Source organism: Thermosulfuriphilus ammonigenes (assembly GCF_011207455.1).
In the GTDB taxonomy this organism is placed as follows: domain Bacteria; phylum Desulfobacterota; class Thermodesulfobacteria; order Thermodesulfobacteriales; family ST65; genus Thermosulfuriphilus; species Thermosulfuriphilus ammonigenes.
Window position 1 is genome coordinate 2,004,735 of the sequence record NZ_CP048877.1, and the last position, 25,865, is coordinate 2,030,599.

The window sequence follows — 25,865 nt, forward strand, 5'->3', positions numbered from 1 at the left end:
TTAGTGATGGACTACCAGCGCAAAAGGGGTTCCTCCCAGTTCTATTCGGCCAACTATTTTTTCAGAAATGGTGTCGATAACTACCAAACCCTTGCCCTTGCGATCAGCCACATAGAGCCATTTGCGTTGATTATAGGTGGCCATGGTAAAGGGAGAACCATTTACACGAATTTTCTTAGAAATGGTAAGTTGCCCGGGGGAAATAATGCCTACAGTCCCCTCTTCCTCGTTACTTATATATAATCGGCTATCTGATCCCGAAACTCTAATTGTTCCTCGACCGCTACGAACCCGACCTACTAACTCTCCGGTGTCAAGGTTAAATATGCTCAAGGTCCCAGGACGATATTCGGCTACATAAAGTCTTTTCTCCCTAATCCATAACCCTCTGGGATCCATAATCCCGGTGAGCTTTCCACCCGAGGAAAGATCTGTGTTGAGGATATAAACCACCTGATCTGTAGGGGAGGAGACAAAAATCTGGCCCTTATCCTCCCAATAGAGGACCTCCGACGGTTGATAGCCAAGTCGTTTAGAAGAAAGAAGGCCTCCAGAGGTAAGGTTTACCAGCAGAAGAAAGTGTGAATCCGGATCAGTAATTACGGCTGATCTAGATCCTACCAGGGCCAGATATTTGGGACGGGTGGCTAAAGGAAGAAAAAAGGAGTCTATGGGTCGGAAAGAAGAAAGCTCGATTACATTGATGGCTCGGTCATCCTGGGCCAGTACATAGAGACGATTACCTGCGGTGGAGATAGCCATGTCGGTAGGAGAGCCAGAGACGGCCAAAGAGGCTACCACCTGATTGGTGTCAGCCCGGATGGCAAAAAGGGTGTCTATATCATCGCAGCTCACGTAAAGGGTTTCTTCACGAAGTGGTCTTCCTTGTAGTCGGCCGGTAAAACTAGGAAGAAAACGAGATCCCTGAATGGAGTCTCGCACATACCAGAGAATAAAAAGGCTAAGGCTTGCTTTTCCTCTAAGCCTAAACGGAAGATTTATTATCACCGGTTCGGCTGGAGAGCTTAAATGCCCTTCCCCTAGGCAGACATCACTAATCTCTAGGGAGAGGCCTTTATAAGTCCCAGGGGGGATTTCTTGAGTGGTTAAGAGCGTCTGGCCGAAAGATACTCGAGAAGAGACGTACTTTCCCTGAAGCAGAGGAAGCTTTCTTTCCCCTTCTTTGAGGAGATAGAGTTTTTTTAGTTTGAAGCTAATCTCTTCTGGTGGGGGGTTGATGATGTTTAAAAAGATATTAACCCTTGCCCCCAGACAGCTTCCTTTAAGAAGAAGAAAAAAGATCAAGAAGGTAAAAAATCTCAGAAGCATATCCTTCCCGTGGCTCGGGCTCCGGCCCAGCTGTCATCTTTACCGTGCATATGGCAATTAAGGCAGTTAGATACGCCGCCAGCCTGGTGACAAAACATGCACTGCATTTGAACATAAGGTCTATCAGAGGCCTTATGATGAATATACTCCCAGCGGTTAGCAGTTGAGGAGATCCCGGCAGCCTTGTCGTCCATATGGCAGGCCCGACACAGGTAGCCCATGTCCTTGCTGTTAGGATCCGTAATACTTACAGCAACTCCATTTACCTCCCGACGGATAAGAAAGGGATTGGGAGAGCCATGGGGCTCGTGACAGTCCAGACAGGAAACTGCAAAACCTATGGATATCCCTATAGGGGCCGATGAATAAGGGGCATTCATACTGATGGCAACAGTAGCCGAGTTTCGGCCGTGCTTATCCCCCGGACCGCTTTCTCCACCTTCGCTTATCCAGTCTATAGGGCGAAGGTTGCGCCCCAAGGTGGTGCTATAAATGGTATTTGTGGAGTTGTGACAATCGGTACAGAAGGTAGCATAATCAGGAAGATTAGAACCATCATAGGTGTTTGTCCCCCCTGGCTCATAACCTGAGGAATAATGAAGAGGGGCCTGATATTTTCCGGTAAAGAAGTCGGCCATCTTCTCCCCGGCCCCATCTCCCCAAAGAGTTCCGTGATCAGTTGGGCGTGATACGGCGGTGGCAGCAGACGGGTTGGTTGGATTAGCCTTGATACGTTTGGCCAGGTGTGGGTTGTGGCAAGCTACACAAGGATTGGACTGATCCGTAAAGAAAGAAAATGTATTTCGTGCAAAATTCCAGACATCGTAGAGATTATGGTAGGAAGTTTGATTGAAGGCCTCTAAAATAGTTGTTGGCCCCTGGGTGGTATAACCCCCAAAGGTTTGAGCGTAGTCATTATTGGTTATGCCTCCGCTTTGCAAAGATGGGGCTCCATGACATGCAAAACAAAAATTGTCATCCTGAAGGTAACTTCCTGTGGTGGCTCCGGTGTTGAAGAAGTTTCTAAAGAGGTCAAAAGGGAAAGGCCCGGAGTTGGTGGCCCCGTTTATTATTCCATGCTGTTCGTGACAGTGACCACAATTTCCTTGAGAGTAAGTGGTTGTTCTTTCTGTCCGTTTTACGCCTGTAGAGCTGTTACCGTGGGCAGAATTAAGATAATCTCCGGCAAAGGCTAAAGTGGTTACTAAAAGGACCATCGCTCCAGCAACCAAAAAGACTCTAAGCCTAATGCTTAAGCCTTTAGTCTTTTGTTGTATGGCATGCATTACAGCCATTTACCGTTGTTCCTCCAGGCCAGCCCTGGTAGTTCCAGCGCAGGATTTTCTTGTAAGGGGTACCATGGGCTCGATGACAAGAGATACAAGTTACAATGGTGTCGTTGTTAAAGGTTACGGTTTGTTTGACACTAGAAACATCTTCGCTTGCCACCGGAGCAATAACCGAATAGGCCCCAGCGGCCGGACCATAGTTTCCTGGATAATTACGATACTCTGAACCAGCACTGGTGTTGCCAAGGTCATAGTCAGTAGGGTGTCTCAACCATGGAGACCCCCAACTACCACTGCTGATGTTTGCTCCGGCATGAAAATCGCCATGACACTGACCACACAGAGAACTTATGGTGGTAGAGTCAATGTCCGTTTCTGAGACTCTATCTCGCCCTTTGTACTGATTATGGGCACTACTTGTGGGCTGATACTCCCAGTCAGAATCTTCCAGCCCAACTATCCCTTTAAGAAAACGGTAGCTCTTCCCTACGGTAGAGCCATCGATAGTGGAGTCGTCAGCGTGATGGGCTCCTAAAAGGGCCTCTACATCTCCGGCTACGGTTCGGTCTCCATGGCAGCCATACTGACCGGCGCAGGTGAGCTGTTGACCAAGATCTGTGCCTCCGGGAGGTGTAGTCCCTAAAGTGGCGTCCACTCCGGCTACGCCAGCAACATTATGGCCGCAGGCGTCGTCGACCCCCACCCAGTAAAAATTGCCACCAGCTAAGGTATTAGTGCCAGACTCTGTACCTGTATCGCTATAGGTGGGGGCACTGGTAGAAAGGACGTAAGGAACCTTATTTGTCCCCGTATTAATCCCGGTATGACAACCAAGGCAGCTGTTGTTTAAAAGGGCTTTATAAGGCCCAGAGCTTCCCCATTGGGTTAAAGTGGTGCCCCCCTGTGAGTAGTGCATGGTATGACAATTGGAACAGACCCCGGATACCCGTGCTACTCCAGGGCTATATCCTAAAAGAACAAGACCTAAGAGACTTACAAGAAAGCTCCAGATCTTACCCAAGTTAGTGTCTCCAAATATCTATGCGGCCATTTCCCTCATCAAGCACTAAAAGCTCGCTATCGACAAAAAGTAACTGCCAAGGGTAATTGAGATGGCCGGGAGTAGCTCCTTCATCGAGAAAGGAGTATCGAAAACGTCCGTTTTTGTCAAAAACAAAAATCTTTTTTAGATAACGATCAAGGATGTAAATATTCATTTGCCTGTCGATTTCTAGAGCCACAGGAAGTGAAAGTTTGCGATCAGGAGTGACAAAGATTTCCTTTCCTGTTGTTAAATTAATGCCATAGATACGGGCGCTAATATTTTCTAACCCCCACAGCCAGTCCCCTTTAATTTTAATATCGAAAAAGCCCCGGAAATCTTTATTTTTGGGCCTTATGGCCCTATTTACCTTGAGGGATCTGTCAAGCAGAAGAGCCTCTCCGGTAGCTCGATCAAGAACAATTAAGTGCTTCTTCCATACCAGGAGCCGATCAACTAAAACAGTGCGTCCCTGATAGGTGAGCTGATGCCTTTTTAGACGCTGAGCCTTCAGATCAATGTGGGTGAGGCTATTAAGGGGTCTTTCTACAACCCAAAGACTTCCTGTTTGGTCTCTTACCATGGCTAAAGGACCTTTGAGCTGGCCAGCGGCATCAAATTCTTTAAGAGGAGTGCCCTGGCGATCAAAGGAGACGAGACGATTGTTTCCAGTATCACTGACATACAAGCGTTGAGTAGTCTGATCATAGTACATGGCTAATGGGTAATGGAAGTGAACACCATTGGCATCCTTCTCCAGCGAGACCTTAAGTTTAAAGGAGATAGCCTGACTGATAGAAGGAAGACATATTTCCATTCCAAGAGAGATCCCCAGAAAAACAACCCAGTAGATTAATAATTTTTGTGACACTCGAGACATAGAGTTGCCTCCCCGCTTAGTCTAAGGTTGTACTTAAAGTTGGTGCCCATTGGATCATGACAGGTAACGCAGGTTACCGGCTGACCATTGCGGGGGTCGATGATCTTGTCCCCAACAGGATGAGTGAATTCTCCTTGCGTTTCATGACACCGGACACAGGCAGCATTACCGTCTCCATTGAGCATAGCTGGATGATTTGAACCATGGCCCACATGACAGTTGAGGCAGTTACCCCATTGGGGGTGAATGTAAAGGCTGGCCTCTTTTTGACGGTAGGTTTCTGGATGACATTGTTGACATAACCGCCCCGGGGCGTCTCTAAGGAGGGCCTCTGTATCGGCCACATGGGGGCTATGGCAGACCAGGCACGGATTCTCCTCAAGCCCTCCTAAAAGGTGGTTGTGGGTGTGCTCGAAGCTCTTCTTCTGGTCTTCATGGCAGGAAAGGCAAAGATCAGCTCCCTTCTTTTGAGCCTTATGGCAGGTCTGACAGCTCCCTTTTTCGTAAGGAGGATGTCCTTTTTCCCTTAAGAGCCCTTTTCTATCGCTCCCATGGGGATTGTGACAGGAGAGACAATCCATTTCTCCAGGAGCTTTTCCCTGATGGGTCTTTGAGAGCTTTGCGGTTTCTTTGTGGCAGGTGAGACAGAGATCTGGTCCAGTCTTTTTAATAAGGCGCCTGTCGTTTGATACATGAGCCTCATGACATGAGAGGCACTTCCCCTGAGCAAAAGGGAAATGGGGGTTCTTGAACTTCTGGCGAAGATCCTTGTGGCAATTCAGGCAAATTGTTTTGGCCTCTTCCTTAAGAAGGTTAGGCTGAGGGGAGGTATGAGCTTCATGGCAGCGAAGACAGGCCCCTTTGGCCACTGGGGGATGAATCACCTCGGCTTGGGTTAAGGCCTTCTTTAAAGGCTTGTGACAGGTGAAGCAAAGCCCTGGGGCAGGTTCCTTAAGGAGTCCTTTGTAGCGCGAAACATGGGGCAGATGACATCGATCACATTCTCCTTTGGTTATCGGTTTATGAATTCGGCCCTGAATAAAGGCCTTTCGAGGATGGCATTTGAAACAGACCTTCTGGGTCTGGGCCCAAGAAAATGGCCCCCAGAGAATAATCAGAAGCAAAATCCACCAACGTATCATCGGCCACCTCCGTGACAGGGGAGACAATTCCCTTTTTCAAAGGGAGGATGCTCTACTGGCCAGAGCATTCGCTCGTCAGGGGCCCCATGGGGATTATGGCAGGTAGTGCATGACTTGGGGGAGGGAGTAATGTCGTTGTGCGCAGAAACAAGGGCCTGATCTATCTTATGACAACTAAGACATATTTTGCCTGCCGGGGCCTTAAGTAAGGCTTTACGTGAACCAGCGTGGCTTTGGTGACAGGTGAGGCAACCCTCTTCCTCTTCTGCCGGAGGATGAGCCACCCCCTGTCGCCAATAGTTAGAGACATCCTGATGGCAAGAAAGACAGAGGTCTTTTAAGTCCTCCCTGAGGTACCAGGGCTTTTCACCTCCATGGGGACGATGACATTGCTGACAGTTCCCTTTTTCTGCCGGTGGGTGGACAACCGCTTCCCGTCTGACCATTTGTCCTACCTGACTGTGGCAGTCAAAACATATGGTGTCCAGAGGGCGTTTGATCTGGAAGGCGTATTCAGCGGCATGAGCATCGTGGCAGGTAAGGCACTGCTTTCGAGCAAAGGGAGCATGGACTTTCTCTCCTTTGAATTCCTTTTCTAGCCTTTGGTGGCAGGAGAAACACATCTGGTTTGGAGACTCAGGAAGGAGATATTTTGTCTGGGCGTAATGGGGATCATGACAGTCAGAGCAACGTCCACTAGCAAAAGGGGTATGGAGGCTGAATTTGTTTTCTTCCTTGGCGGTTTTTTGATGACAGGAAAAGCAAAGCTTTTTTTCCTCTTTTCCTAAAAGATGGGGCTGGGAGGAGTCATGGGGGAGGTGGCAGGTTAAACATTGCCCTTTAGCAGTAGGCCGATGGGCTATCGGTCCTTTCTTGATCCCCTCATGGCAGGACAGACACAGTTTGCCGGGCTCTTCAGCTATCAAAGACTTTTGCTGTGAGATGTGACCCCGATGGCAGGCAAGACAATCGCCGTCTTTGACTGGCTTGTGCTCACTTCGGATCTGGCGTCCAGGCTTTTGGACCTTTTGAGTGCTATGGCACTGGGTGCAAAGGGCTCCCGGAGCTTTAGAGAGAAGTGGGGACCAGGCGCTGCCATGGGGACCATGACAGGTAAGGCACTTTCCCCGGTCATAGGGGAGGTGGTGGCTGGCGCCAGTCTCTTTGGGATGGCAACTTAGGCATCCCTCTTGAGGGTCTCCCTTAAGCCCTAAGGGATGTTCTCCCCGACCGATATGACAAGAATTACACTCTCCCTTGGTAACAGGCTGATGTATCGAAGGACGCAGGAGAGATTTTTGCCCAGAGCTATGGGGATCATGGCATTGAATACAAGCTTGGCTAATATCAAAGTTAAAGTGAGCCTTTTTAAGGATTGTCTTATCCGTATGACAGGAGAGACAGAGAGAAGAGGATTTTTCTTGGAGAAGATCTGGCTGATCTGAGCCGTGAGGTTGGTGACAACGAAGACAACCTTCCTCTAAGGCCTGGTGCTTATTAACCCCTTTTAAGACATCTTGGTGACATTCGAGACACTGACTATCAACGGGTTTTTTAAGGAGTCCTTTCTGGGGAGCTGAATGAGGCAGATGACAGAGAAAACAGCCCCCTTTTTGGGCTGGCGGGTGGACTGTCTGGCGGCGGAGCTCTTCTAAAGTCTTCTGGTGACAGCGAAGACAAAGTTGAGGTGGATCACTCTTTAAAAAGGCCCCTCCCACCAGACCGTGGGGGCGATGACAACCATTACACTGTCCACTAGCTACCGGTTGATGGATTACCGGTCCTTCTTTAGTAACCAGGGTCTTGTAGTCTGGATGACACTCAAGACAGGTTTTTTTGGCTCTGGGAGCCTGGGGTTGAGGACTTTGAACGCAGCCAAAGATTAGAGGGAAGAAAAATACTAGCCCTGCCAGCCACTTAATGGACGTGGGCTTCATCGGTAGCCTCCAGTTCTTTTTTGAGCCTTCGCCAGGTCTTCTGATGGATTTTAATCTGTGATTTTTCCCGAAGCTTGGCCAGATATTCCCTTTTGAGCTCCTCAAAACGCCTCTGGGCCAAGGTCTTCATGATGTTTTTCTTGACCATCTCAAAAGGATGAACCTCTTCGGGATTTTTCTTAAGGAGTTTAACTATGGCATACCACTCTTCACCAAAGGGACTCTTGAACTTAATAATCGGAGAGATCCGTCCTTCTTCCATTTTCTCTAAAACTTCCCTCATCTCTGGAACAAGGCTTTCCAGAGGCCTTCTTTCTGGTCTGGCACCATGAAAATCAACCTCTTTGGCCACTTCAAAGAAGTCTTCTCCCCTTTGGATGCGTTGATAGACCTTCCGGGCCAGTTGTTCGTCTTGGGTCTTGATTACGGCCATCTCTACCTGGGCTGGGCGAGTAAAGTCCTTCTTATGTTCTTCATAATAGCGTCGGGCATCTTCTTCGGTCACTTTAACGTTGGGCCAGATAATCTTTTCTTCCAACTCTCTGACTAAACGTTGCCGGCGATAGAAGTCATATACCTCCTTGAGAGGGGGCCGTTTTTCATAGTGGCGGTTAATGGCCTCCCAGGTAGTAAGGGTCTGGGCGATAGAGTCGTTGATTATCCGCTGTTTAATTTGGTTTAGCTCCTGGGAAGAAGGGGTCTTGCCGGCCCTGAGCTTGGCCTCCTTTTTAAGGAGTTTATGTAAATCCGCCCCGGTGAGGCTTTTGTCGGCTATTTTAAGGACTGTTGCCCCGGCGAGATCTTTAGGTGGCTCCTCAAGGCCAATTTGGTTTAAGACCTCTTGGTTTATTTCTACAGGATATTTTTCCCGGAGGCGTTTAATAAGTTCAGCCGTGAGCCTTTGTGATTCTCTCTTTTTGACTCTTGTGGCTACGTTGTTGCGAACTTTCTTGAAGTCTTCCTCCTCCGGTCCTCTTTTCTCTTCAACATAGAGAATGTAGAAGCGATTGTTTAACTTCAGGGGGCCAAGGATCTCTCCCGGTGAGGCCGAAAGGACCTTATCTTTTATAACTTCAGGGATGGTTATCGGACGCTCCCAGCCAAAATCTCGAGCCTTTCCTTCGGGGGATAGTTTCTCAAAAAGGGTTTCAAAGTCCTTAGGGGTCTTAATTTTTTCTTTCCAGGCCTGGACCTCATTTTCGTCATTGGTAATTAAAGCCTTTATCTTCAGCCGAGGGGTATAATTTTTTACATACTCGGGCCATAAGGTTTTGCGACTCAAATCAATACGACTGTCAACTTCGTCATATTTTAGCTGCATCAGGGAGCGAACCTGGATGAAGATATCAAGCTTTCGTCGATAGGATGGTTCCTGGTCAAGCCCTAAAGCCAGGGCCTCATCGGCCATAAGATTCCAGTCTATGAAAGGATCGGGGGTTTCAGGGACTTTCATCCCCGGATCCTTCCAATACTTCCACCATCGTTTGAAATCGTCAGTCGTGTACTTTTGACCATTTATCTCTACTAGATAATCCCGCCCCCAGAAGCCCCAAGCTGTTCCGGAGATGAATAGAAAGAAAAGAATTAATGACTTAATGAATATCTGGTACCGTTTCACTTATTTACAACCTCCCAGACCCCTTTTTTTCCAATTGTCAACGATCTCTGAGACCATCTTTTGGGCCAGACCAGTTAAAGTCCAGATGCGCCCAAAATGTAAAGCCTTACGGTATTCTTCACCCTCTCGAGAGTGATAAGTACTCCATAGAAGCCGTCCTGTTTTAGCGTCTCTTACCCAGATGTTAAAGGCCAAAGACACATCATTTCCTTCTTCTTTGGCCTTAAGAATCTCACCACTTATTACGGCCTGGGCTCCCGTCTTCTCTCCCAGAAGGCGCACCACTCGGGCCGGTGGCTCCTGCCCGAGCGGACATCTTTCCATAACTAGAAAATGTCTAACAGCCCCTTCTTCGACGACATCGAAGGATCGAGTTTCTACCATTTGGGCAATAAGAACTCGATAGACCAAACGGGCTACGGTGGGGTGTTTGGTCTGATTAATGAAGGGAAGAATGGCCACTCGGCAAGGTCTAGCTGAGACTCCCCGGGCCACATCGACCCGGGGGAGATCCGATCCACAACCCCAAAGTCCAATGAGTAGCAGAAAGAGGCCCAGAAATCTCCAAGTAACATTAGAAATCATCCACCCACTTTTTCTCCACTTTCTTCTTTTCTTCCGCAGCACGCATGATGATGGGCTTTAGTTCCTCATTTCGGACTCTTCGCCGATTTCCAAGAATATCCCGGACCTCTAAGCTATAAAGGAGGCCTTCTTGTTTGGGAATAACTAAGCTCTTAGGAGGCCTTTGTCCCTCATACTCCCCAACTAGATTTCCTTCTTTATCCCAAAGTTCAAGGCGCCACTCGGATACCGGCACCGGATGGGCTCCGATGTTCAGTTTAATAACCATCTTCTCTGAAAAGGCTCGGGCTTGAAGGTTTACTGGTGGAGCACCTTTGACGACAATGAGATCACGTTCGGCAATATAGGTGTTTCCAGCCTGATCCCAAACTTTAAGGGAGACTCGATAACGGCCATCGGGTATTCGGTGGCCACTTTGATCAGCCCCCCGCCAAGTAAAGGAGGGGGGAAGGCGTCCTGGCCGTTCTTCCTTTACTACCAGCTGGCCTGTTTCTACCGAAGAGATTTGGAGTAGCCAACGAGAGATAGGTTCTGGACGCTCCAGTACCGGAACAAGAACAATATGGCGTTTAAAGGCCACACCTTGGGGTAGAGCTTCTCCTTTAAGGGTCCTTATCTCCAGCTTTGGAGGAGTATTGTCCACCATAAAAGAGGAAAGGAAGAGTCTTTTTTCCATATGCCATGGTCTTCCCCAGCGCAAAAGGAGATTTACCGGATAACGTCCTTCCTTACGGGGAGCTGTCCACCAGGCAATGTAAAGATCTCCTTTCTTAATGGTGGGAACCCGACGTCCACTAGGAAGGAGGAAATAAACCTCCTCTGGAGGATCTCCAGAGATGTCCAGACGTACAGCGCACTCTATACGTTTACCCCCTCTTACGTGACGAGGACGGACAAAGACATCAGCGATTTCAAAAATAGGCGGTTGGGCTAGGCTTCGCTCCAGATCTTGGGGAAGACTGGCTAAAATTTTCTTTATTCCTTCAGAGAGGAGACTCTGGAAGTCATGTTTCCCAAGGCCCAGAAGACTGACTTCTGCCAGCCCTGATAGAGATACGGTCTTGCTCCATATGAGTTGATAGTCTCTGGCCCTCAGAATCCTTAAGGAGAGACCTAAAGCCGGTTCATCTGGATCAAGTTCGGTTACTGTGCCTAGAAGGATGAGATCTACCCCCAGCTCTCTTGAGGCCCGAGCCGCTGTTAGTCTTTCGGCCCATCCTGTCCAGCGGATACGGTTTTTGGCCATAAAATTGAGGACCTTGTCTGGATGTACTACTTGAAAACCGCGGTCCTCTAGGGCCTGAGCCACAGCCTCGGAGAGATCCAGGTTGACCCCGTTGATATCTTTGGAGAGGTCCTCAAAAGGAAAAACAGCAATCTGTCCCCTCGTCGGAAAGGCGGAAATAAGGAGTAAGAAAATGCCTAATCCAAGAACTTTGCCAAAGATTGTCAAAAATTTTTTTAATCTAAACATCTAGCCCCCTTCCGGCAGGCCATCACTTTAAAGTCTTCAGCAACCTTTCTACTAGATCAAAGCTTACTTGAGTAAAATCTTTAGGACGTAAACCAAAAAGCCTACCACTAGTACTATAACCACTCGCTGTGCCGCTGGCCTGCCAGATAACCTCCCCCGAAGCCCCATCTATTAACCGCAGGGTAAGGGCTACTACCGGGTAGGTATAGCTTCCATCTCTATTTTCTTCATAAGCATCCACGGCGCCAACCACTAGGGCCTGGACTCCTAGTTTTTTGGCTATCCGACGCAGGGTACTTTTGTCCAGGGAGACCTTCTCCCCGACCATCTGTTCTTCCAGAACTACATCTACCATGGCCTTATCTACTACGTCAAAGAGTCCGAGGGAGAGGATCTCTGTCATGGTAATGTTACGGAGCCGTTCGGCGGCGTAGTTGTCTTGGGAATTGTTTTCAAATTTGAGTACCGCCACCTTTTTAATATAAGTTGTATCAACCCCCTCTCGCAGATAAGATTCCATCATTTGATGGGTCCCGCAGGACGCAATTAGAATAAGCAGGTTAATTAATAAAACGGCAATTTTGCTAGAGCCCTTCATAAACATTCCTCCCCAATCTTCTAAAAAGAGGCCGTGAGGTTGACCATCCAGGTCCACTGAGTTTGACCATCACTTTTACTCCAAGAATAGTTGGTCTTAAGGGAGAGATAGCGGCTAATAGTCCAGGAGAGAAAGGTCGAATATTGATCACTTTTGCTACCATTGCGGGATCCAGAATACTGAAGATTAAACTGAACCTTCGGGCTTACGGCCCACCAGAGTGAATAGTTGGAGGAGAAAGTCTTATCCTCCGTGTCCGACCAGGAGACCGCTTCGGCAGCTCTGATAAGCAGCACATCCGAGGCCCGCCAGCTGACATCAAGAGAGAGATTATGGCTGGTGGCTTGGCTGCTGGTCGCTCCAGTGGTTTCACTCCTGGTATAGTTGTAAAGGCTATTGATAGTAAGCGATGGACGAATTCTGGCGATAATATTGAGCCTTGAAGTCAGCCCAGTAGTATCAGTGTCTGATTCGTAACTATGAGATAGGGTATAAGTAACGTCCCACCGAAGATCAAGGTCAGGGTATAGCTTGGCGGAGGTAGAAAGGGTTAAGCTGTCAGAGCTACTCTGTTTTGCCCCTCCTACTTCGGAGATGGAGTGGGTTAGTCCGGTTGAGAGAGAAAGGGTTTCCAGAATATCAGAGATAATGGTGGCTGAAGCGTTGGTAATCTTTGTCTCCGGCTGTCCCTCTACCTTGTTGCTACTCTGGGAAAGGTTGGCCTGAGTCTGAAGATACTTATTTATAAACCAGGATCCTGCCAGGGTATGAACCGTGTTTTCCGCCTGATTGCCTGGTTCAGGGATATTTTTATCATAAGCTAGATAATAAGATAGAGATATATCCTCATTTAAAGCATAAGTCAGGGAAAGATCAGTGCGATAGGTTTTAGATTTTTGGGTGTAGCTACTAGAATAGATAAATAAATAGGCCCTAACCTCGGGATCATTAAGGATAGGAGCGGGAGAGGGGACATCCTTAACTACTAATTTAATATATCGCCCCCGGGAGAAAGTAGAGGAGAAGCGATAGGGAAGGGAGATATTTGAGGCTATAAGATTCCAGGTGGATTTATCCGAACTCCAGTAGATGTCCCACCGGACAGTGGTGGGGACAGGCTCAAGTATGGTCCCGTCAGTATAGAAATAGATGCTGTCTAGGGACTGGGTGCCAAGGTCGATAATGATCTCTTGATTTTTGGTTAGGGAATCACCGTTGGCTGGTTTACTTGGCTCCCAACTAATACTAATCGTAAGTTCAAATTCGGAGTAACCACCTCCACTTATTTTCCCCTTCCAGTCGGTCTTAGTAAAGCTAAATTGCTGGCCAAAATTGTAAGATAGCTTACGCCATCGGCCAGTGTATTGGCCCTTGAGAAAGTGAGATTCGGTGTCTGTGGTGGATTCCTTAACGCGGTCATCACTGGTAGAACCTCTATAGTCATAAAATAGGTTAATACCTCGCCAGAGGCGATTGGCGCTAAAACCCCAATGGTCAGATGTGCTGTCTATCCTTCTGGGCTGGCTGTCATCCTGCTGGGTGGAACTTCCATAATAAAAGCGCAAAGAAGTTTCTTTATAAGTGGTGGAAAGGTTAGCATCCCAGGAGCGGGAGGAAAAATTGGGGCTGTCCGAGTTACGTCTTTCAGTATCGGTAGCACTGAGGTTAAAGTTAAAAAGATCGTTGCGGATTCCTAAGTAGGCGGTAGGAGTAAAAAGCTCTCTTCTCTGGGATCCCCGTTCGGTCCGATTGTAGCGAATGGTAGCCCCGGTGTTAATGGCCCGGGTAGCCTGTGAAGATAGGCTTAAGGAGTAAGTCTGTTGGAGCTGGCTTTCCTGATCTGAATACTCCCAATAGCGCCAGTCAGTAGAAAAGTTGTAGGCCTTCACCCCTCCCCCTGTCTGGAGCCCAAAGAATAAAAAAAAAGCAATTATCAGCCTCCCCCATGCTGATCCATTCATTGGCCCTGTTAAATATATTTATTTGTGCCTATTTTCAACTTGTTTTCTGATCCTTTCTTTAAGGATCTTCAGGGATTCCTAAAACTATTTTAGGTTTTTACCGAAAAGTGAAAATTTTAAAAATGAGTTGACAGTCATCCGATAATTAGTCTAGAGAGTAAACAATTCTTGAGGGCTATCTAAATTTTTAACCGGAGGACTGGCCAAGAGGGAGAAAAGGTTTTATATATTAAAAAGAGCGCTAAAAAGATAAGTTATACAAAAGATGCCAGGTTTTTTAAAAAGGTCTAAGATAAGACAGATTTAGTTAAAAGTTGGCTTGAAGAGGTCAAGTGGAAGAAAGAGTTTTGGTTAGATCTAGAAAATTAGCAAGATAGTAAATAAATAGATTGGTTTTTCTTAATTCTTAGAAGAAGGAGGTGAGAGAGGTTAGTGTAGCTGTTTAAATCCTTAAAAAGGAGAATTGATTTTTACTAAAAGAATAGGTAGCCTAATGAAGTTAAATTCATTTACCAGTTTTTTTAAAAATTTTAAAAAGGAGAAAACTTTAAAGAAAGGGGGAGCTATGAGAAAGGGTTTTATCTTTTCAGTAATTTTGGCCTTGGTCTTGGTTTTGCCGGGGCTCTCTCAGGCCCGAGTACAGGGCCCGTGTGCTGACTGTCACACCATGCATAACTCTCAGAACGGTGCGGCGGTGGTCTCTGGAGGGCCTTATCGGGCCTTGACAAAGGGGGATTGTGTTGGTTGCCATACGGGCGGTCCAAACACTGGGACCAATAACATTCCCTATGTAAATTTCACCTCGGCACCTACCTATGGCAATTTTGGTATCGAGAGCGGTACTAACACCTTGGCTGGTGGTAACTTCTACTGGGTGGCCCAGGGCAGTGACGCCAAGGGGCATAATGTCTCTGGTATCGCCTCTCAAGATGGAGCCATCGGTCTTACTCCTCCTGGTTGGAATAATACTGATTTTCAGAAAAATGGGGCTGTGGCCAATGGTGAGGCTACATGGAGCCAGCAGCTCACCTGTGCTGGAACCTATGGTTGTCATGGTGACCACCAGTATACTGACGACTTTAAGGCTATCTCCGGGGCTCATCATACTGACGATTCCACTATTGATGGTTCTACTGTAGGTAAGAGCTTTCGCTTCCTCAAAGGTATTAAGGGCATTGAAGACTCTGATTGGGAGTATCAGCCCACCTCCACCGCCCACAATCAGTACTATGCCGTGGACCGAATTGGTAATTTTGTAGATGATCCTTCCGCTGCTGATCCGGCCAGCATCAACTATCTTTGTGCCGAATGTCATGGAAACTTCCACAGTGGTACGGGAAATACCGCCGGTGCTGATGATGAGGGCAGCACGGTTGGGTCACCCTGGATTCGTCATCCCTCTGATTTTGACATGAACAATGTCTCCAGTAAGGAGTATGGCCAGTATCCTGGGCCGTTCGATACTGCTGGGACCTACTGGCCCGGGGCTCCGGTTGGCTCCACGGATCTCTCTGGTGTCAAGAGCACGGTGCTTCAGGCCGCCGATGATGCCATTGTCCTCTGTATTTCCTGTCACCGAGCCCACGGTACCCCCAATGATGACCTGCTGCGTTGGGATTACACCCAGTGTAACGCTTCAAGCGGCTCTTCTGGAAATTGTGGTTGCTACGCCTGTCATACCACCAAATACTAATTATTAGCTGAACTAAAGTTTGGGAGGGGAGAACACCCCCTCCCAAACTTATTGTTATTGGGCAGGAGGGGGAGGATGGAGACAAAACTTAAGATTTCGATAGGGGCAGTTGTCTTTTTGTGGGTGTGGGTGTCTTTGGTGGGGGTAGGGCAGGCCCGGGTCTCTGGGGTCTGCTCAAACTGTCATACCATGCATAATTCTCAAAATGGCCAGGCCATTAAAACTTCTGGGCCTAATCCCTACCTTTTAGATCCAGTGTCAAGTTTTAGTGATCCTTGCGTTGGTTGTCATTCAAACACTACAGCAGAGACCATTGTTACTGTGGGAAGCACCCGAATCCCCATTGTGGTCAATCTTCAGGAGCCAACCTATCCTAGCGATGGTAGCTCAACTGGGGTTCTTGCCGGAGGTAACTTTTACTGGCTGATCACCAATGGTGATGTCTATGGTCACAACGTTCTGGCCATAGACGGCGTGAGTCAAGACGCCAATTTATCGCAGGCTCCGGGTATGCCTGACTCAGCCTCTGGGGGTAGCTGTGCGGGGTGTCATAGACAGGTGAGCAGATGTGAGAGCTGCCACAAGCCGGCTCACCACGCTGACGATTCAGGGCCGGTTGTTGGAGAGTCTGGTGGCTGGTATCGCTTTCTTAATTCGTCGGAGCACGGCAGCTCGGCCACAGGGGTGATTGGCATTGAGGATTCTGACTGGGAGCAGACGGTAAGTGCCACGGATCACAATGAATACAACGGCACCAACAATATCTATGGCAACGATGACAATTCCATGAGCAACTACTGTGCGGGTTGCCACTTCAAGTTCCATGGAGTCAATTATGTAGATACGGATGGTAATGTTTTAGCTGATAACCATTCGCCCTGGTTCAGGCACCCCAACCATATTGCTCTGCCCAATGATCCCAACAAAGAGTATTATTACTACAACAATCCTGGTGGCACTGGCCCGGGCGACTACAATCCCATTGCACCTGTGGCCAGGGATCCGAACACCCTTTCCGGGATGACGGGGCCGACCAACATTGTCACCCCGGGTAGTGATCAGGTGATGTGTCTTTCCTGTCATAGACCTCACGGCAGCCCCTATCCGGATATGCTGCGCTGGGATTACCTTAATGCCTGTATAGCCGGCACCAGCAATGCGAACTGTGGCTGTTTTGTCTGCCATACCACCAAAGGACAGTAACGAAGATTTGAGGCCCAGGAGGGAGTTATTGTTGGCCCTCCTGGGCCTCATTTTTTTATTAATAGGTAGCTCCTCATGGGCCAAAAAACCCTCGGTCACCGTGGCCGAGATTAAAGTAGTAGCCATCCTTAAGACTGACGATTTAGGTAAGCCCCTTTCTTATCCTTCGGCCCTTGCTTATGATCCAGTCCGCGATGAGCTTTATGTTACAGATGCCTCTCGTTCCAAGATAGTTATCTACAGTCCTGATCTTTTCCCTGTTTTCTCTATAGGACCTGGTCGGGGGGTAGTGGCTCCCACCGGATTGGCTCTCGATTCCGAGGGTAATCTGTACGTCTGCCAGAATCCTACTGAGAAGGAACCACGAGCTCGAATTTCGGTCTTCAATGCGGCGGCTATTAAGGTTAGGGATATTTATTTTGAGGGGTTTGAAGGGGCCGACTCTTTTTACCCCAAATCTGTAGCTATTGGTATCCATGGCCAAATTTATGTGACTGGTTTGGACTTTGCCGGGGTGGTGGTCCTCGACCGAGAGGGTAAGTTTCTTCATCTTCTATCTCCTAAGGACTCGGTTTCGGCTAACCTCCCTCCCAAAAAGGCCGTAATTACTGATGTCTTTATAGATGAAAAAGGGCGAATTTATTTGGTAAGTGAAGAAATGGGCCGATTATACGTCTATGATTCCCAGGAGCGCTACCTTTTTAAGGCTGGTCAAAAAGGTGGCAGTTCTGGTAAACTCAGTCGTCCTCGGGGGGTAGCTGCCGACCCGGAGCGGGGGCTTATCTACGTGGTGGACTATATGCGCCATATGGGGCAGGCCTTTCGCTACGATGATGGTCGCTTACTTTTTGAATTCGGCGGGCGAGGTTGGAGTCCAGGGTGGTTTAATTATCCGACCGATATTGTGGTTGACAAGTATGGCCGAATTTATGTAGCAGATCTATTTAATCACCGGGTGCAGGTAGTGGAGCTGGTTCAGAAGGGCATGGGTAGTGTCCCCTTGAACACTACACCTTCTTTTATAACGCCCTTACAGAAGCTTAAGAAATGATAGGAGGAGCAATGATGAAGGTGATCAGAGTTCTACTTGTGGCAGGTCTTCTGGCGCTGATTCCCTTAGCAAGTCCACTCTGGGCGGCTGAAGAGGCTCCGGCTTCTCCCCAGGAGCCAACCTCTCCTCAGCTCACCAGCAGTGATTGTATCAAGTGCCATCCGCAAATAGTTCATCAGATTCAGGAGGCTGGCGCCAGCCATAAGACAGCGGTCACCTGTACGGATTGTCATGAGGGGGGACACCCTCCACTGGTCCCCAAAGAGCAGATTATACCCAAGTGTTCTAAGTGCCATCAGGGGAAATCACATTTTGAACTTCCCAACTGTCTGGCCTGCCACCGAAATCCCCATCAACCCCTTAATATAGTCTTTGAGGGCGAGACCAAACCGGCCTGTAAGACCTGTCATCCTCAGCAGGTTAAGGAGGTTAACGAACATCCCAGTGCCCATGCCGAAGTAGATTGCTCCTTCTGTCATACCAAACATGGTTACATACCAAGTTGTCTTAAGTGCCATGAGCCTCATCGAGAGGGGCAACAGTTTGAAGACTGTGTCAAGTGTCACTCGGTGCATAAGCCCCTTAATATTACCTATGGAATGGATATTCCTAATATGGATTGTGGGGCCTGCCACGGTGACATCCGAGAGCTTCTGGAATCTGGCACCACTAAGCATGCCAAATTGGCCTGTGTCTTTTGTCATCGAGGCGTCCATGGCATAATCCCGCAGTGTGAAACCTGCCACGGTAAACCTCATCCACAGGCGATGCTGGAGAAGTTCAAGGGCTGTCTGGATTGCCATCAAGATCCACACAACCTAGCCAAATAAGAAGAGGGGTGCTGCCATGAGAAAAAGAATCACGGCTTTAGTTCTAACAGTTGCAGGTCTTTTTTTGCTGACAGTTATATTTGTGGCTTGTGCCCAACAAATGGAAAAGGCCTCGGTGGAGCGGGAGAAAGCCCCAGCTCCCACTGTCCAGGTGAAGGAGGAGGAAAAAGCGCCTTCTGAGGAAGGTCCGCCTCTTAAGGTAGCCAAGGTTGAAGAGCCTGCTCCAGCCGTGGCTTCAGAGGCAGAGACCAAGCCGGAGAAGAAGGCTCCGGCCGGGGCAGAGCTCTATGAGCAGGAGGTTAAACCCCTTACCCCGGCAGAGTGTGCTCGCTGTCATTATCCGATTTTTAAAACCCTTAAAGAAAGTAAGAGTAAACACCGTTTTATGTGCACCAACTGTCACGAGAAATTTCACCGTTACAATCCCAAAAAACAGAACTGGGATGAGATCATGCCCAAATGTCAAAACTGTCATGGTCTCAAACATGGAAAAGACTTTCCTAACTGTCTTGAGTGCCACAAAGAACCCCATTCACCTCGGGATATAAATTTTGAGACCCTCCTTCAGACTAGAGCGGTAAAAGTAAAGGGTAAGGAAGAACAGGTGGTCCTTTGTGCCATCTGCCATAAGAACGAGTCAGGGGAGATGCAGGCTCATCCGAGCAAACACAATGAGGTTGGCTGTCAGGGATGTCATGCTGACAAGCATGGTTATATCCCCAACTGCCTTGATTGCCATGAGCCCCATGTAGAGGGTCAAAAATTTGAAGACTGCTTGGTCTGTCATTCACCCCACAGCCCGAAGAATATCAAGCAGTATCCAGAAGAGACGCCAAGGGAGGTCTGCGGTTCTTGTCATACGGAGATCTACCAGAATCTCCAGACTAACCATACCAAACATTCAGAGCTTTATTGTGCCACCTGTCACGTGCGTCATGGCCAGATTCCCAAGTGCCAAGACTGCCATGGTCTGCCGCACACGGAGGCCTTGCACAAGAAATTCCCCAACTGCCTGAATTGTCATATTGACCCGCATAACCTTCCGGTAATGAACAGATAGCCTCATCAAGGCTATAGAGATGGCTGGGGCGGCTTTTAAGCCGCCCCTTTTTGTTTTTAAGACCTCAGGGTAATAGACAGCCTTCCTGGTTTTACAGAAACGTCTGTTGGTATCAGATTAGATGCTTTGGGGAAGAGTCAGAAGTCTTTTGAGAAGAACCGTAGCGTAACTCCCCTTAGGAAGGAAAAATTCAAGATACACGCTGGATTCCGACTTTTTCATGGCCAGTTCTTGAGGAAAGACAATAGCCCGTCGCTTTAGAGTTTTAAAAATCATCCCCTTAGCCTTGGTTCGAAAAGAGTTTACTGAGTCTATCCCTTCCCTTTTTAAGACCCGCTCTATAACCTTGAGCATTTGACCTTCTGGCCTAAGTTTTGGGGAGACAGTGGGAATCTCCAGTTCTTTTAATTGTTCAAAGGCTGGGGGAGGAAGTTCTCTATAGAAAAGATGGTTTCCCACACAGTAGGGAATCGGCCAGGTTTTGACCTTCATCTGTTTGAGGAACTCCTTAAGACATTCATTCCAGATAAAGCTTTGATATGCTTGGGCTACAAGGATAAGAAATTCGCGATCAACTAAAGAAAAGGCCCGTCTGGCTCGAGTTTTGGATATCTTCCCCTGGGAGAGAAAGAAAACTATCTCTCTTTCCCAGCGACTGGGAGCCAGTGATAGGCAAGGGCCTATCTCTGGCCATCTTTCGGTAAGGCACTTTCGGAAGCGGCGGACCTTTTTCTCGTCCCACTTGCTGGCCTGGGCCAAAAGAAGGTAAAGGGCCCGGGGGTAATTACCCCTTATAGCCTCTTTGGCCACAAATCCCTGACCGTGTCGGGCAGAGCCAAAGCGCTGATCATCGTAGTAGTTAGGAATCCCAAAACGTTCAATAAGTTCCAATTCTTGACGAATTTTTTCCTCTTCAAGCTTTACCTCCCTAACAATCAGCCGAAAGCGGTTCCCCAAAAGGTGAGATTTACCCATAGGGTGAGGGCTACGTCCAAGGTACTCCAGCCTCCAGTTTTGTCCCTTCAGGTCTCTGGTCGGACCGCTTTTTATAGTGATGTACTGGATGGTCAGGGCGTGGCGGTCTTTAAGCCCCCCGTAGGCTATCTCTTCCCAGCGGCGGTGGAGTTTACGGGCAATATCCCGGAGAACGTCTACGGTATTGGCTCCCCTTTTGGTCAGGCGGTAGAAAGAATATGGTCCTTCAAGCTCGGGGGAGAGATCAACCACCTCTTCGACACAGAAATCCTCGGGGGTCTGTTTGATCCTCATCCTAGATAGGCCTTAACAACCTCTGGATGACGCTGTATTTCCCGTGGGGGGCCCTGGGCGATAAGTCGTCCATGATTAAGGACCAGAAGACGTTCACAGACTTCCATAACCAGGGCCATATCGTGTTCTACCAGAAGGACGGCACATCCGGCACTCTGGATGTGCCGTATGTTGCGAATAAGTTGCTTCTTTTCGGCGGCGTTTAATCCGGCGGCAGGTTCATCCAGCAGAATAACCCGCGGCCTGGAGGCCCAGGCTCTGGCCAAGACTACCTGACGCTGGAGTCCATAGGGCAAGGTTCCGGCTATTTTAAAGGCTAAGGACTTAAGTCCCAGGGCTTCCAGGACGGCCAGGGCTTCTTCCCGAAGTTTTTTCTCTTCTCTTACGGCCCCCGGAAGACGAAAAAGGGCGGCCAGGAAACCTGCTTGGCCTCGCCGATGGAGCCCGACCATAACATTCTCCAAGACCGAAAAGTCTTCCAGGATTTCCAGATGTTGAAAGCTTCGAGCCAGCCCCAGGGAGGCAATTCTCCAGGGAGGAAGACCGGTTATATCCTCTCCGGCCAGGAAGATCTGACCGCTTTGGGGTTTGATAAGGCCACTGGCTAGATTGATAGCCGTGGTTTTACCGGCTCCATTGGGACCAATAAGCCCCAGTATCTCAGCCTCCATAAGAGAGAAGTTAAGGTCATAAAGGGCCATTAGACCCCCAAAGCCTTTGCTCACCTGTCTAAATTCCAAAACCGGCACACCCATCGCCTAACGCTGCCGGCGAGGCCTCAGGAAACCGATCAGACCTTCAGGGCTAAAGATGAGAATCCCCATAAGGATAAGACCATAGACCAGGTCTTTATAGTCTTCAAAGAAATGGAGCACCTGAGGCAAAGGGGTAAGAAGGCCTGCTCCGGCCAAGGCTCCCCAGATATTGCCGGCCCCACCGATAAGAACCATGGTGACTATCTCGACAGAGAAGAAGATATCGAAGGTCTTGGGACTTATGAAGGAAAGATAGTGGGCATAAAGGCCGCCAGCCACCCCTGCCAGGGCGGCACTATAGACAAAGGTGATTAGTTTGTAGCGAGGAACGTCTATACCCGAGGTAGCGGCTGCTATTTCACTGGCTTTAATAGCCCGCAGAGCTCGTCCGAAGCGGGAGGAGATAAGGTTGAGGGTGACCAGTATGGCCCCCATGGTCAGGGGCCAGATGAAGAAATAAAATCGGCGGTCGCTATCAAGGCACCAGCTGCCATCGAGACAAAGGGGGGGAATACCCGGGAGCCCGGTTAGGCCACCGGTGAGCTCCTCTAGCTCAATTATCAGAAGGCTAACAATAAGGTTAAAGCCCAGGGTGGCCATGACCAGATAGTGCCCTCGGAGTCTGAGGGCCTTGATTCCTAAAATAATGGCGGTTATGGCGGCAATAAGGCCGCCGGTGAGTACCGACACCCAGGGGTTAAGGCCCCTTAGAGACAGCAAGGCCGCTCCGTAGGCCCCCAGGCCGTAGAAGGCCCCGTGCCCAAGGGATATCTGGCCGGCATAGCCGATAAAGAGGGTGAGTCCGACGACGATGATGGTGTGAAGGGCGACAATGTTAAGGACATTTAAGTAGTAAGGGTTTTTTAAAAATAAAGGTACGGTCAGAATGAGGGTTCCGATTATAAGCAGAAAGAGATAATTCTTATTGCCATCCATCTAGGCCCTCTCGGAAGGAAGCGCCCCCAGAAGCCCTTGAGGACGAAAGAAGAGAACCAGAAGAAGGACAACAAAGGCAATGGCGTCTTTTAGGGCTGAGGAGATGAAGCCGGCGGCTATGGTCTCGCTTACCCCCAGAACAATTCCCCCCAAGATAGCTCCGCCAAAGTGGCCATAGCCTCCCAAAACAGCGGCAGCAAAGCCCTTGAGCCCGATAACTACCCCGGTATCAAAAGAAACAGTGGTGATAGGGGTTATGAGAACACCAGCCGCGGCCCCTAAAGCCCCGGCCAAGGCAAAGGAACCCGCGATCATAAGGGAGACCGGAATGCCCACAAGGGAGGCGGCCTGTCGGTTGGAGGCTACGGCCCTGATGGCCTTTCCCCATAGACTGCGTGAGAAAAAAAGATGAAGCCCCAAGACAATGGCTCCGGTAATAGCCAGGATCCAGAGGCCCTGGGCGGACGTAGTGGCCCCGAGAAGGGAAATTGCCTCTCTACCGGGAAGGCCCGGAAGACTGTGAGGCTCTTTGCCCCAGGTGAGCTTGATTATTCCTCGCAAAAAGATAGAAGCCCCAATGGTGATAAAGACCAAGGTTAGGACGTCTTTGGATCTGGCCGGGCGAAGGGCCAGACGTTCTAGGAGGAATCCTACTCCGGCCACGGTGACAATGGTCAGAGCAAAAGCCAGAGGATAGGGCAGGTGGGCCTGGTTGAGGAGGCTAAACATAACCATTCCTCCCAGAGTGAGAAAATCTCCCTGAGTGAAGTTGACTATTTTGGTTGAAGCCTCCACCAGGCAGAATCCCAGGGCTACCAGGGCGTAAATGGCCCCGTTCATGATTCCGGCCAGGAGGAATTGGGCTATCTCTGGGCCACCCATTGTTGCCAGCCGAGCTCAAAGGCCTTAAGGTTGGCCTCCCGGAACTTTGCCTTGACCAGGCGGGCTAGGGTCTCCCTGACTGTCTGACTGGAGACAGGGACCATATCCGTAGCCATCAAGGTGCCCAAAAGGGCAATATTTACAGCCTTGGCCGTGCCAGCCTCGCGGGCCAGGGCCGCAGCATCGTAGGCTACAAGCTTAGCAAAGGAGTCCCTTATCCGGGAAAGGGCTGGCTCTATTTCCGGATAACTGGCCAGCCCGGATTTTACCGTGAAGGGCTCCAGGGGGCTGGTACTGGTAATGATGATGCTTTTTTCATGACAGCGGTTAAGGGCCCGGAGGGCCTCTACTGGTTCAAAAGAAACCAGGATATCGGCCTCGCCTTCGGCAATAAGGGGGCTTCGATAGCCTCCCAGAAGGACGTTGGCCTCCACCACCCCGCCGCGTTGAGCCATGCCATGGACCTCACTGGCCACCACGGGCACTCCGTCTTTTAGGGCCGCCTCGGCCAGGACTCTGGTGGCCAGAAGGATTCCCTGGCCGCCAACACCAACAAAGAGTATCTTGATCTTCTTCATGTTTCCTCCTGTAGCGTAAAGAGCTAATGTCTCTAGGATTTGGCCTTTGAGATACCAAACTTGCGGGCATAAAGGATGCACGGGGCCCGCGAGACAATGACCGAAAGGTCTCTTCCCTCCAGGGCCTTTTTGACCTTTTCTCTGGCCTCCTTTTTTTGATAGGGATTGATAGTAACTACCTTCTTTACGCCTGCAGCCCGACAGATCTCTTCGATAGAGACCCTGGGGTGTTCATAACCAGGGGGCATGATTTCCTGAGAGGGGGTGGGTTGATGTCCGGTCATGGCGGTGGTCTCGTTGTCAAGGACCACCAGGGTGAAGCGATGTCGGTTATAAACAGCGTTGACCAGGGGAGAAAGCCCTGCATGAAAGAGGGTCGAATCTCCGATAAAGGAGATGATTCTCTGGTCGGTGGTGGCCGAAAAACCACAGGCGCTGCCTACACTTGATCCCATGCAGATGAGGTAATCGGCCATCTGGATAGGGGGTAGAAGCCCCAGGGTGTAACAGCCGATATCGGTGGGGTAGATGGCCTCTTCTCCAAGGTCCTTGAGCACATCCTTGATGATCAAATAGGTCTCCCGGTGGGGGCACCCGGGGCAAAGAGAGGGCGGCCGGGGGGGGAGTTCGGGGAGCCAGGAAAGGTCCGGCCTTTGGGGTGGATGGTGTTCGATACCCGCCACTTCAGCGATTACCTCTCGTATCTGGGCCGGATTAAATTCGTACAGCCGAGGAAGATGGCCAGAGGCCTTGCCCAAAATGTCCACTTTGATTCCCCTCTCCTGGGCCACCACTCTGGCTGCCTCTTCCAGATAGGGTTCAAGCTCCTCAACCACGAGGACCGTTTCTACAGATTTGAGGAACTCGCTCAGGAGCCCTACGGGCCAAGGGTGGGTAAACCCTAGTTTAAGGACTTCCACCCGGTCCTGGATCTCTAAGGCCTCCAGGGCATCAAGCACATAATTGACAGCTACTCCGCTAGTGATGATTCCCAGAGACCCTTGGCCGATTCTTTGATTGAAGCGAGAGCCATCGGCCATTACCTGGGCCTCTTTGCCTCGCTGGAGAAGCACCTGATGTCGGGCCCGGGCCACTGCGGGCACCGGGACAAATCTTCCGGGCTCTTTTTCAAAGTGTCCTTTTGTCCGGGTGGTCTCCGGCAGGGGCCCAAGGGTCACCGGGGCCCGGACATGGCTTGTCCGGGTGGTTGTCCTCAGGATCACCGGTAACTCCAGGCGTTCAGAAAGCTCAAAGGCAAAGACCGTCATCTCTTTGGCTTCCTGGGGGTTGGCCGGCTCAAGCATGGGCAGGCCGGAGAGACGGGCGTAGAAGCGATTGTCCTGTTCGTTCTGACTGGAGTGCATGGAAGGGTCATCGGCAGTGACGATTACCATCCCCGCCTTGATCCCGATATAGGCCAGGGTCATAAGGGCGTCGGCAGCCACATTAAGACCTACATGTTTCATACAGGTAAGGGTTCTGACTCCAGCCGCTGCTCCTGCGGCTGCTACCTCCATGGCCACCTTTTCGTTTACTGAAAATTCAAAGCATAGATCGGTCTCCCGGGATATCTGAAAAAGGGTGTTGGCAATTTCCGAAGAGGGGGTTCCGGGATAGGCTGCGGCCAGACCCACCCCAGCCTCTATGGCTCCCCTGGCAATGGCCTCATTGCCCAAGAGCAGGAGCTTTTCGCCTGGCTGGTCAGTAAGTAGTGGATGCATTTGGGCCTCCTAATCAATTTTCTGTCGGTCTT

The 25,865-nt window shown here is 49.6% G+C and carries 22 protein-coding genes; 5 read left to right on the top strand and 17 right to left on the bottom strand.

All coding sequences use genetic code 11. The annotated features are described in order from the left end of the window. From G4V39_RS09790 to G4V39_RS09840, 11 genes are all read right to left on the bottom strand, one after another. Positions 1-1,329 (bottom strand): YncE family protein, encoded by a 1,329-nt coding sequence (locus G4V39_RS09790; protein WP_166032758.1) that lies wholly within the window; start codon positions 1,327-1,329, stop codon positions 1-3. Then, positions 1,320-2,546, bottom strand: coding sequence for a cytochrome c3 family protein (locus G4V39_RS09795; protein WP_166032759.1), 1,227 nt, complete (start codon positions 2,544-2,546; stop codon positions 1,320-1,322). Before G4V39_RS09795 ends, G4V39_RS09790 begins: the two co-directional genes overlap by 10 nt. Positions 2,547-2,589: 43 nt before the next feature. Further along, positions 2,590-3,639, bottom strand: a complete 1,050-nt coding sequence (locus tag G4V39_RS09800; RefSeq protein WP_166032760.1) for a cytochrome c3 family protein — start codon at positions 3,637-3,639, stop codon at positions 2,590-2,592. 1 nt (position 3,640) lies between these two features. Continuing rightward, entirely contained in the window at positions 3,641-4,540 is a 900-nt protein-coding gene (locus tag G4V39_RS09805; RefSeq protein ID WP_181494256.1) for an NHL repeat-containing protein, read from the bottom strand. After that, positions 4,513-5,682: a cytochrome c3 family protein gene (locus G4V39_RS09810; RefSeq protein ID WP_166032762.1), complete on the bottom strand. Its 1,170-nt coding sequence runs from the start codon at positions 5,680-5,682 to the stop codon at positions 4,513-4,515. Before G4V39_RS09810 ends, G4V39_RS09805 begins: the two co-directional genes overlap by 28 nt. Further along, positions 5,679-7,619: a cytochrome c3 family protein gene (locus tag G4V39_RS09815; protein WP_166032763.1), complete on the bottom strand. Its 1,941-nt coding sequence runs from the start codon at positions 7,617-7,619 to the stop codon at positions 5,679-5,681. The genes G4V39_RS09810 and G4V39_RS09815 overlap by 4 nt, the downstream gene beginning before the upstream one ends. Continuing rightward, positions 7,600-9,237 carry a peptidylprolyl isomerase gene (locus tag G4V39_RS09820; RefSeq protein ID WP_166032764.1) on the bottom strand — a complete coding sequence of 546 codons (1,638 nt, stop codon included), beginning with the start codon at positions 9,235-9,237 and terminating at the stop codon, positions 7,600-7,602. The genes G4V39_RS09815 and G4V39_RS09820 overlap by 20 nt, the downstream gene beginning before the upstream one ends. Further along, positions 9,238-9,822, bottom strand: coding sequence for a hypothetical protein (locus G4V39_RS09825; protein ID WP_166032765.1), 585 nt, complete (start codon positions 9,820-9,822; stop codon positions 9,238-9,240). After that, positions 9,812-11,296: a T9SS type B sorting domain-containing protein gene (locus G4V39_RS09830; RefSeq protein ID WP_166032766.1), complete on the bottom strand. Its 1,485-nt coding sequence runs from the start codon at positions 11,294-11,296 to the stop codon at positions 9,812-9,814. The genes G4V39_RS09825 and G4V39_RS09830 overlap by 11 nt, the downstream gene beginning before the upstream one ends. A gap of 22 nt (positions 11,297-11,318) precedes the next feature. Then, entirely contained in the window at positions 11,319-11,816 is a 498-nt protein-coding gene (locus G4V39_RS09835; RefSeq protein ID WP_210412090.1) for a CsgG/HfaB family protein, read from the bottom strand. A 98-nt stretch (positions 11,817-11,914) separates the two neighbouring features. Next, positions 11,915-13,783, bottom strand: coding sequence for a hypothetical protein (locus G4V39_RS09840; RefSeq protein ID WP_166032768.1), 1,869 nt, complete (start codon positions 13,781-13,783; stop codon positions 11,915-11,917). A 637-nt stretch (positions 13,784-14,420) separates the two neighbouring features. Between G4V39_RS09840 and G4V39_RS09845 the strand changes: the two genes are divergently transcribed. The 5 genes from G4V39_RS09845 (at position 14,421) to G4V39_RS09865 (ending at position 19,692) form a co-directional block, all read left to right on the top strand. After that, the gene (locus G4V39_RS09845) at positions 14,421-15,548 is read left to right on the top strand and encodes a cytochrome c3 family protein (protein ID WP_166032769.1); all 1,128 of its coding nucleotides are present in this window, start codon (positions 14,421-14,423) and stop codon (positions 15,546-15,548) included. A 75-nt stretch (positions 15,549-15,623) separates the two neighbouring features. Beyond that, complete coding sequence (locus tag G4V39_RS09850; RefSeq protein WP_166032770.1) at positions 15,624-16,751, top strand: cytochrome c3 family protein; 1,128 nt, start codon at positions 15,624-15,626, stop codon at positions 16,749-16,751. A gap of 100 nt (positions 16,752-16,851) precedes the next feature. Then, on the top strand, positions 16,852-17,802 hold the full coding sequence (locus G4V39_RS09855; RefSeq protein WP_166032771.1) for an NHL repeat-containing protein: 951 nt from the start codon (positions 16,852-16,854) through the stop codon (positions 17,800-17,802). Positions 17,803-17,816: 14 nt separating this feature from the next. After that, entirely contained in the window at positions 17,817-18,632 is an 816-nt protein-coding gene (locus tag G4V39_RS09860) for a cytochrome C (RefSeq protein WP_166032772.1), read from the top strand. Between the two features lie 16 nt (positions 18,633-18,648). After that, positions 18,649-19,692 (top strand): cytochrome c3 family protein, encoded by a 1,044-nt coding sequence (locus G4V39_RS09865; RefSeq protein ID WP_166032773.1) that lies wholly within the window; start codon positions 18,649-18,651, stop codon positions 19,690-19,692. A 117-nt stretch (positions 19,693-19,809) separates the two neighbouring features. On the opposite strand, the gene truD is transcribed toward G4V39_RS09865, so the two are convergent. From truD to iorA, 6 genes are read right to left on the bottom strand one after another with little or no spacing between them, the layout of a single operon-like run. Next, positions 19,810-20,961, bottom strand: a complete 1,152-nt coding sequence (gene truD / locus G4V39_RS09870) for a tRNA pseudouridine(13) synthase TruD (RefSeq protein ID WP_166032774.1) — start codon at positions 20,959-20,961, stop codon at positions 19,810-19,812. Next, positions 20,958-21,716: an ABC transporter ATP-binding protein gene (locus G4V39_RS09875; RefSeq protein WP_166032775.1), complete on the bottom strand. Its 759-nt coding sequence runs from the start codon at positions 21,714-21,716 to the stop codon at positions 20,958-20,960. Before G4V39_RS09875 ends, truD begins: the two co-directional genes overlap by 4 nt. Positions 21,717-21,719: 3 nt before the next feature. Continuing rightward, on the bottom strand, positions 21,720-22,652 hold the full coding sequence (locus tag G4V39_RS09880) for a branched-chain amino acid ABC transporter permease (RefSeq protein ID WP_166032776.1): 933 nt from the start codon (positions 22,650-22,652) through the stop codon (positions 21,720-21,722). After that, positions 22,653-23,534: a branched-chain amino acid ABC transporter permease gene (locus tag G4V39_RS09885; protein WP_166032777.1), complete on the bottom strand. Its 882-nt coding sequence runs from the start codon at positions 23,532-23,534 to the stop codon at positions 22,653-22,655. Continuing rightward, the gene (locus G4V39_RS09890) at positions 23,516-24,112 is read right to left on the bottom strand and encodes an indolepyruvate oxidoreductase subunit beta (RefSeq protein ID WP_166032778.1); all 597 of its coding nucleotides are present in this window, start codon (positions 24,110-24,112) and stop codon (positions 23,516-23,518) included. The genes G4V39_RS09885 and G4V39_RS09890 overlap by 19 nt, the downstream gene beginning before the upstream one ends. A 32-nt stretch (positions 24,113-24,144) precedes the next feature. Next, the gene (gene iorA, locus G4V39_RS09895) at positions 24,145-25,833 is read right to left on the bottom strand and encodes an indolepyruvate ferredoxin oxidoreductase subunit alpha (protein ID WP_166032779.1); all 1,689 of its coding nucleotides are present in this window, start codon (positions 25,831-25,833) and stop codon (positions 24,145-24,147) included. Between the last annotated feature and the right edge of the window lie 32 nt (positions 25,834-25,865).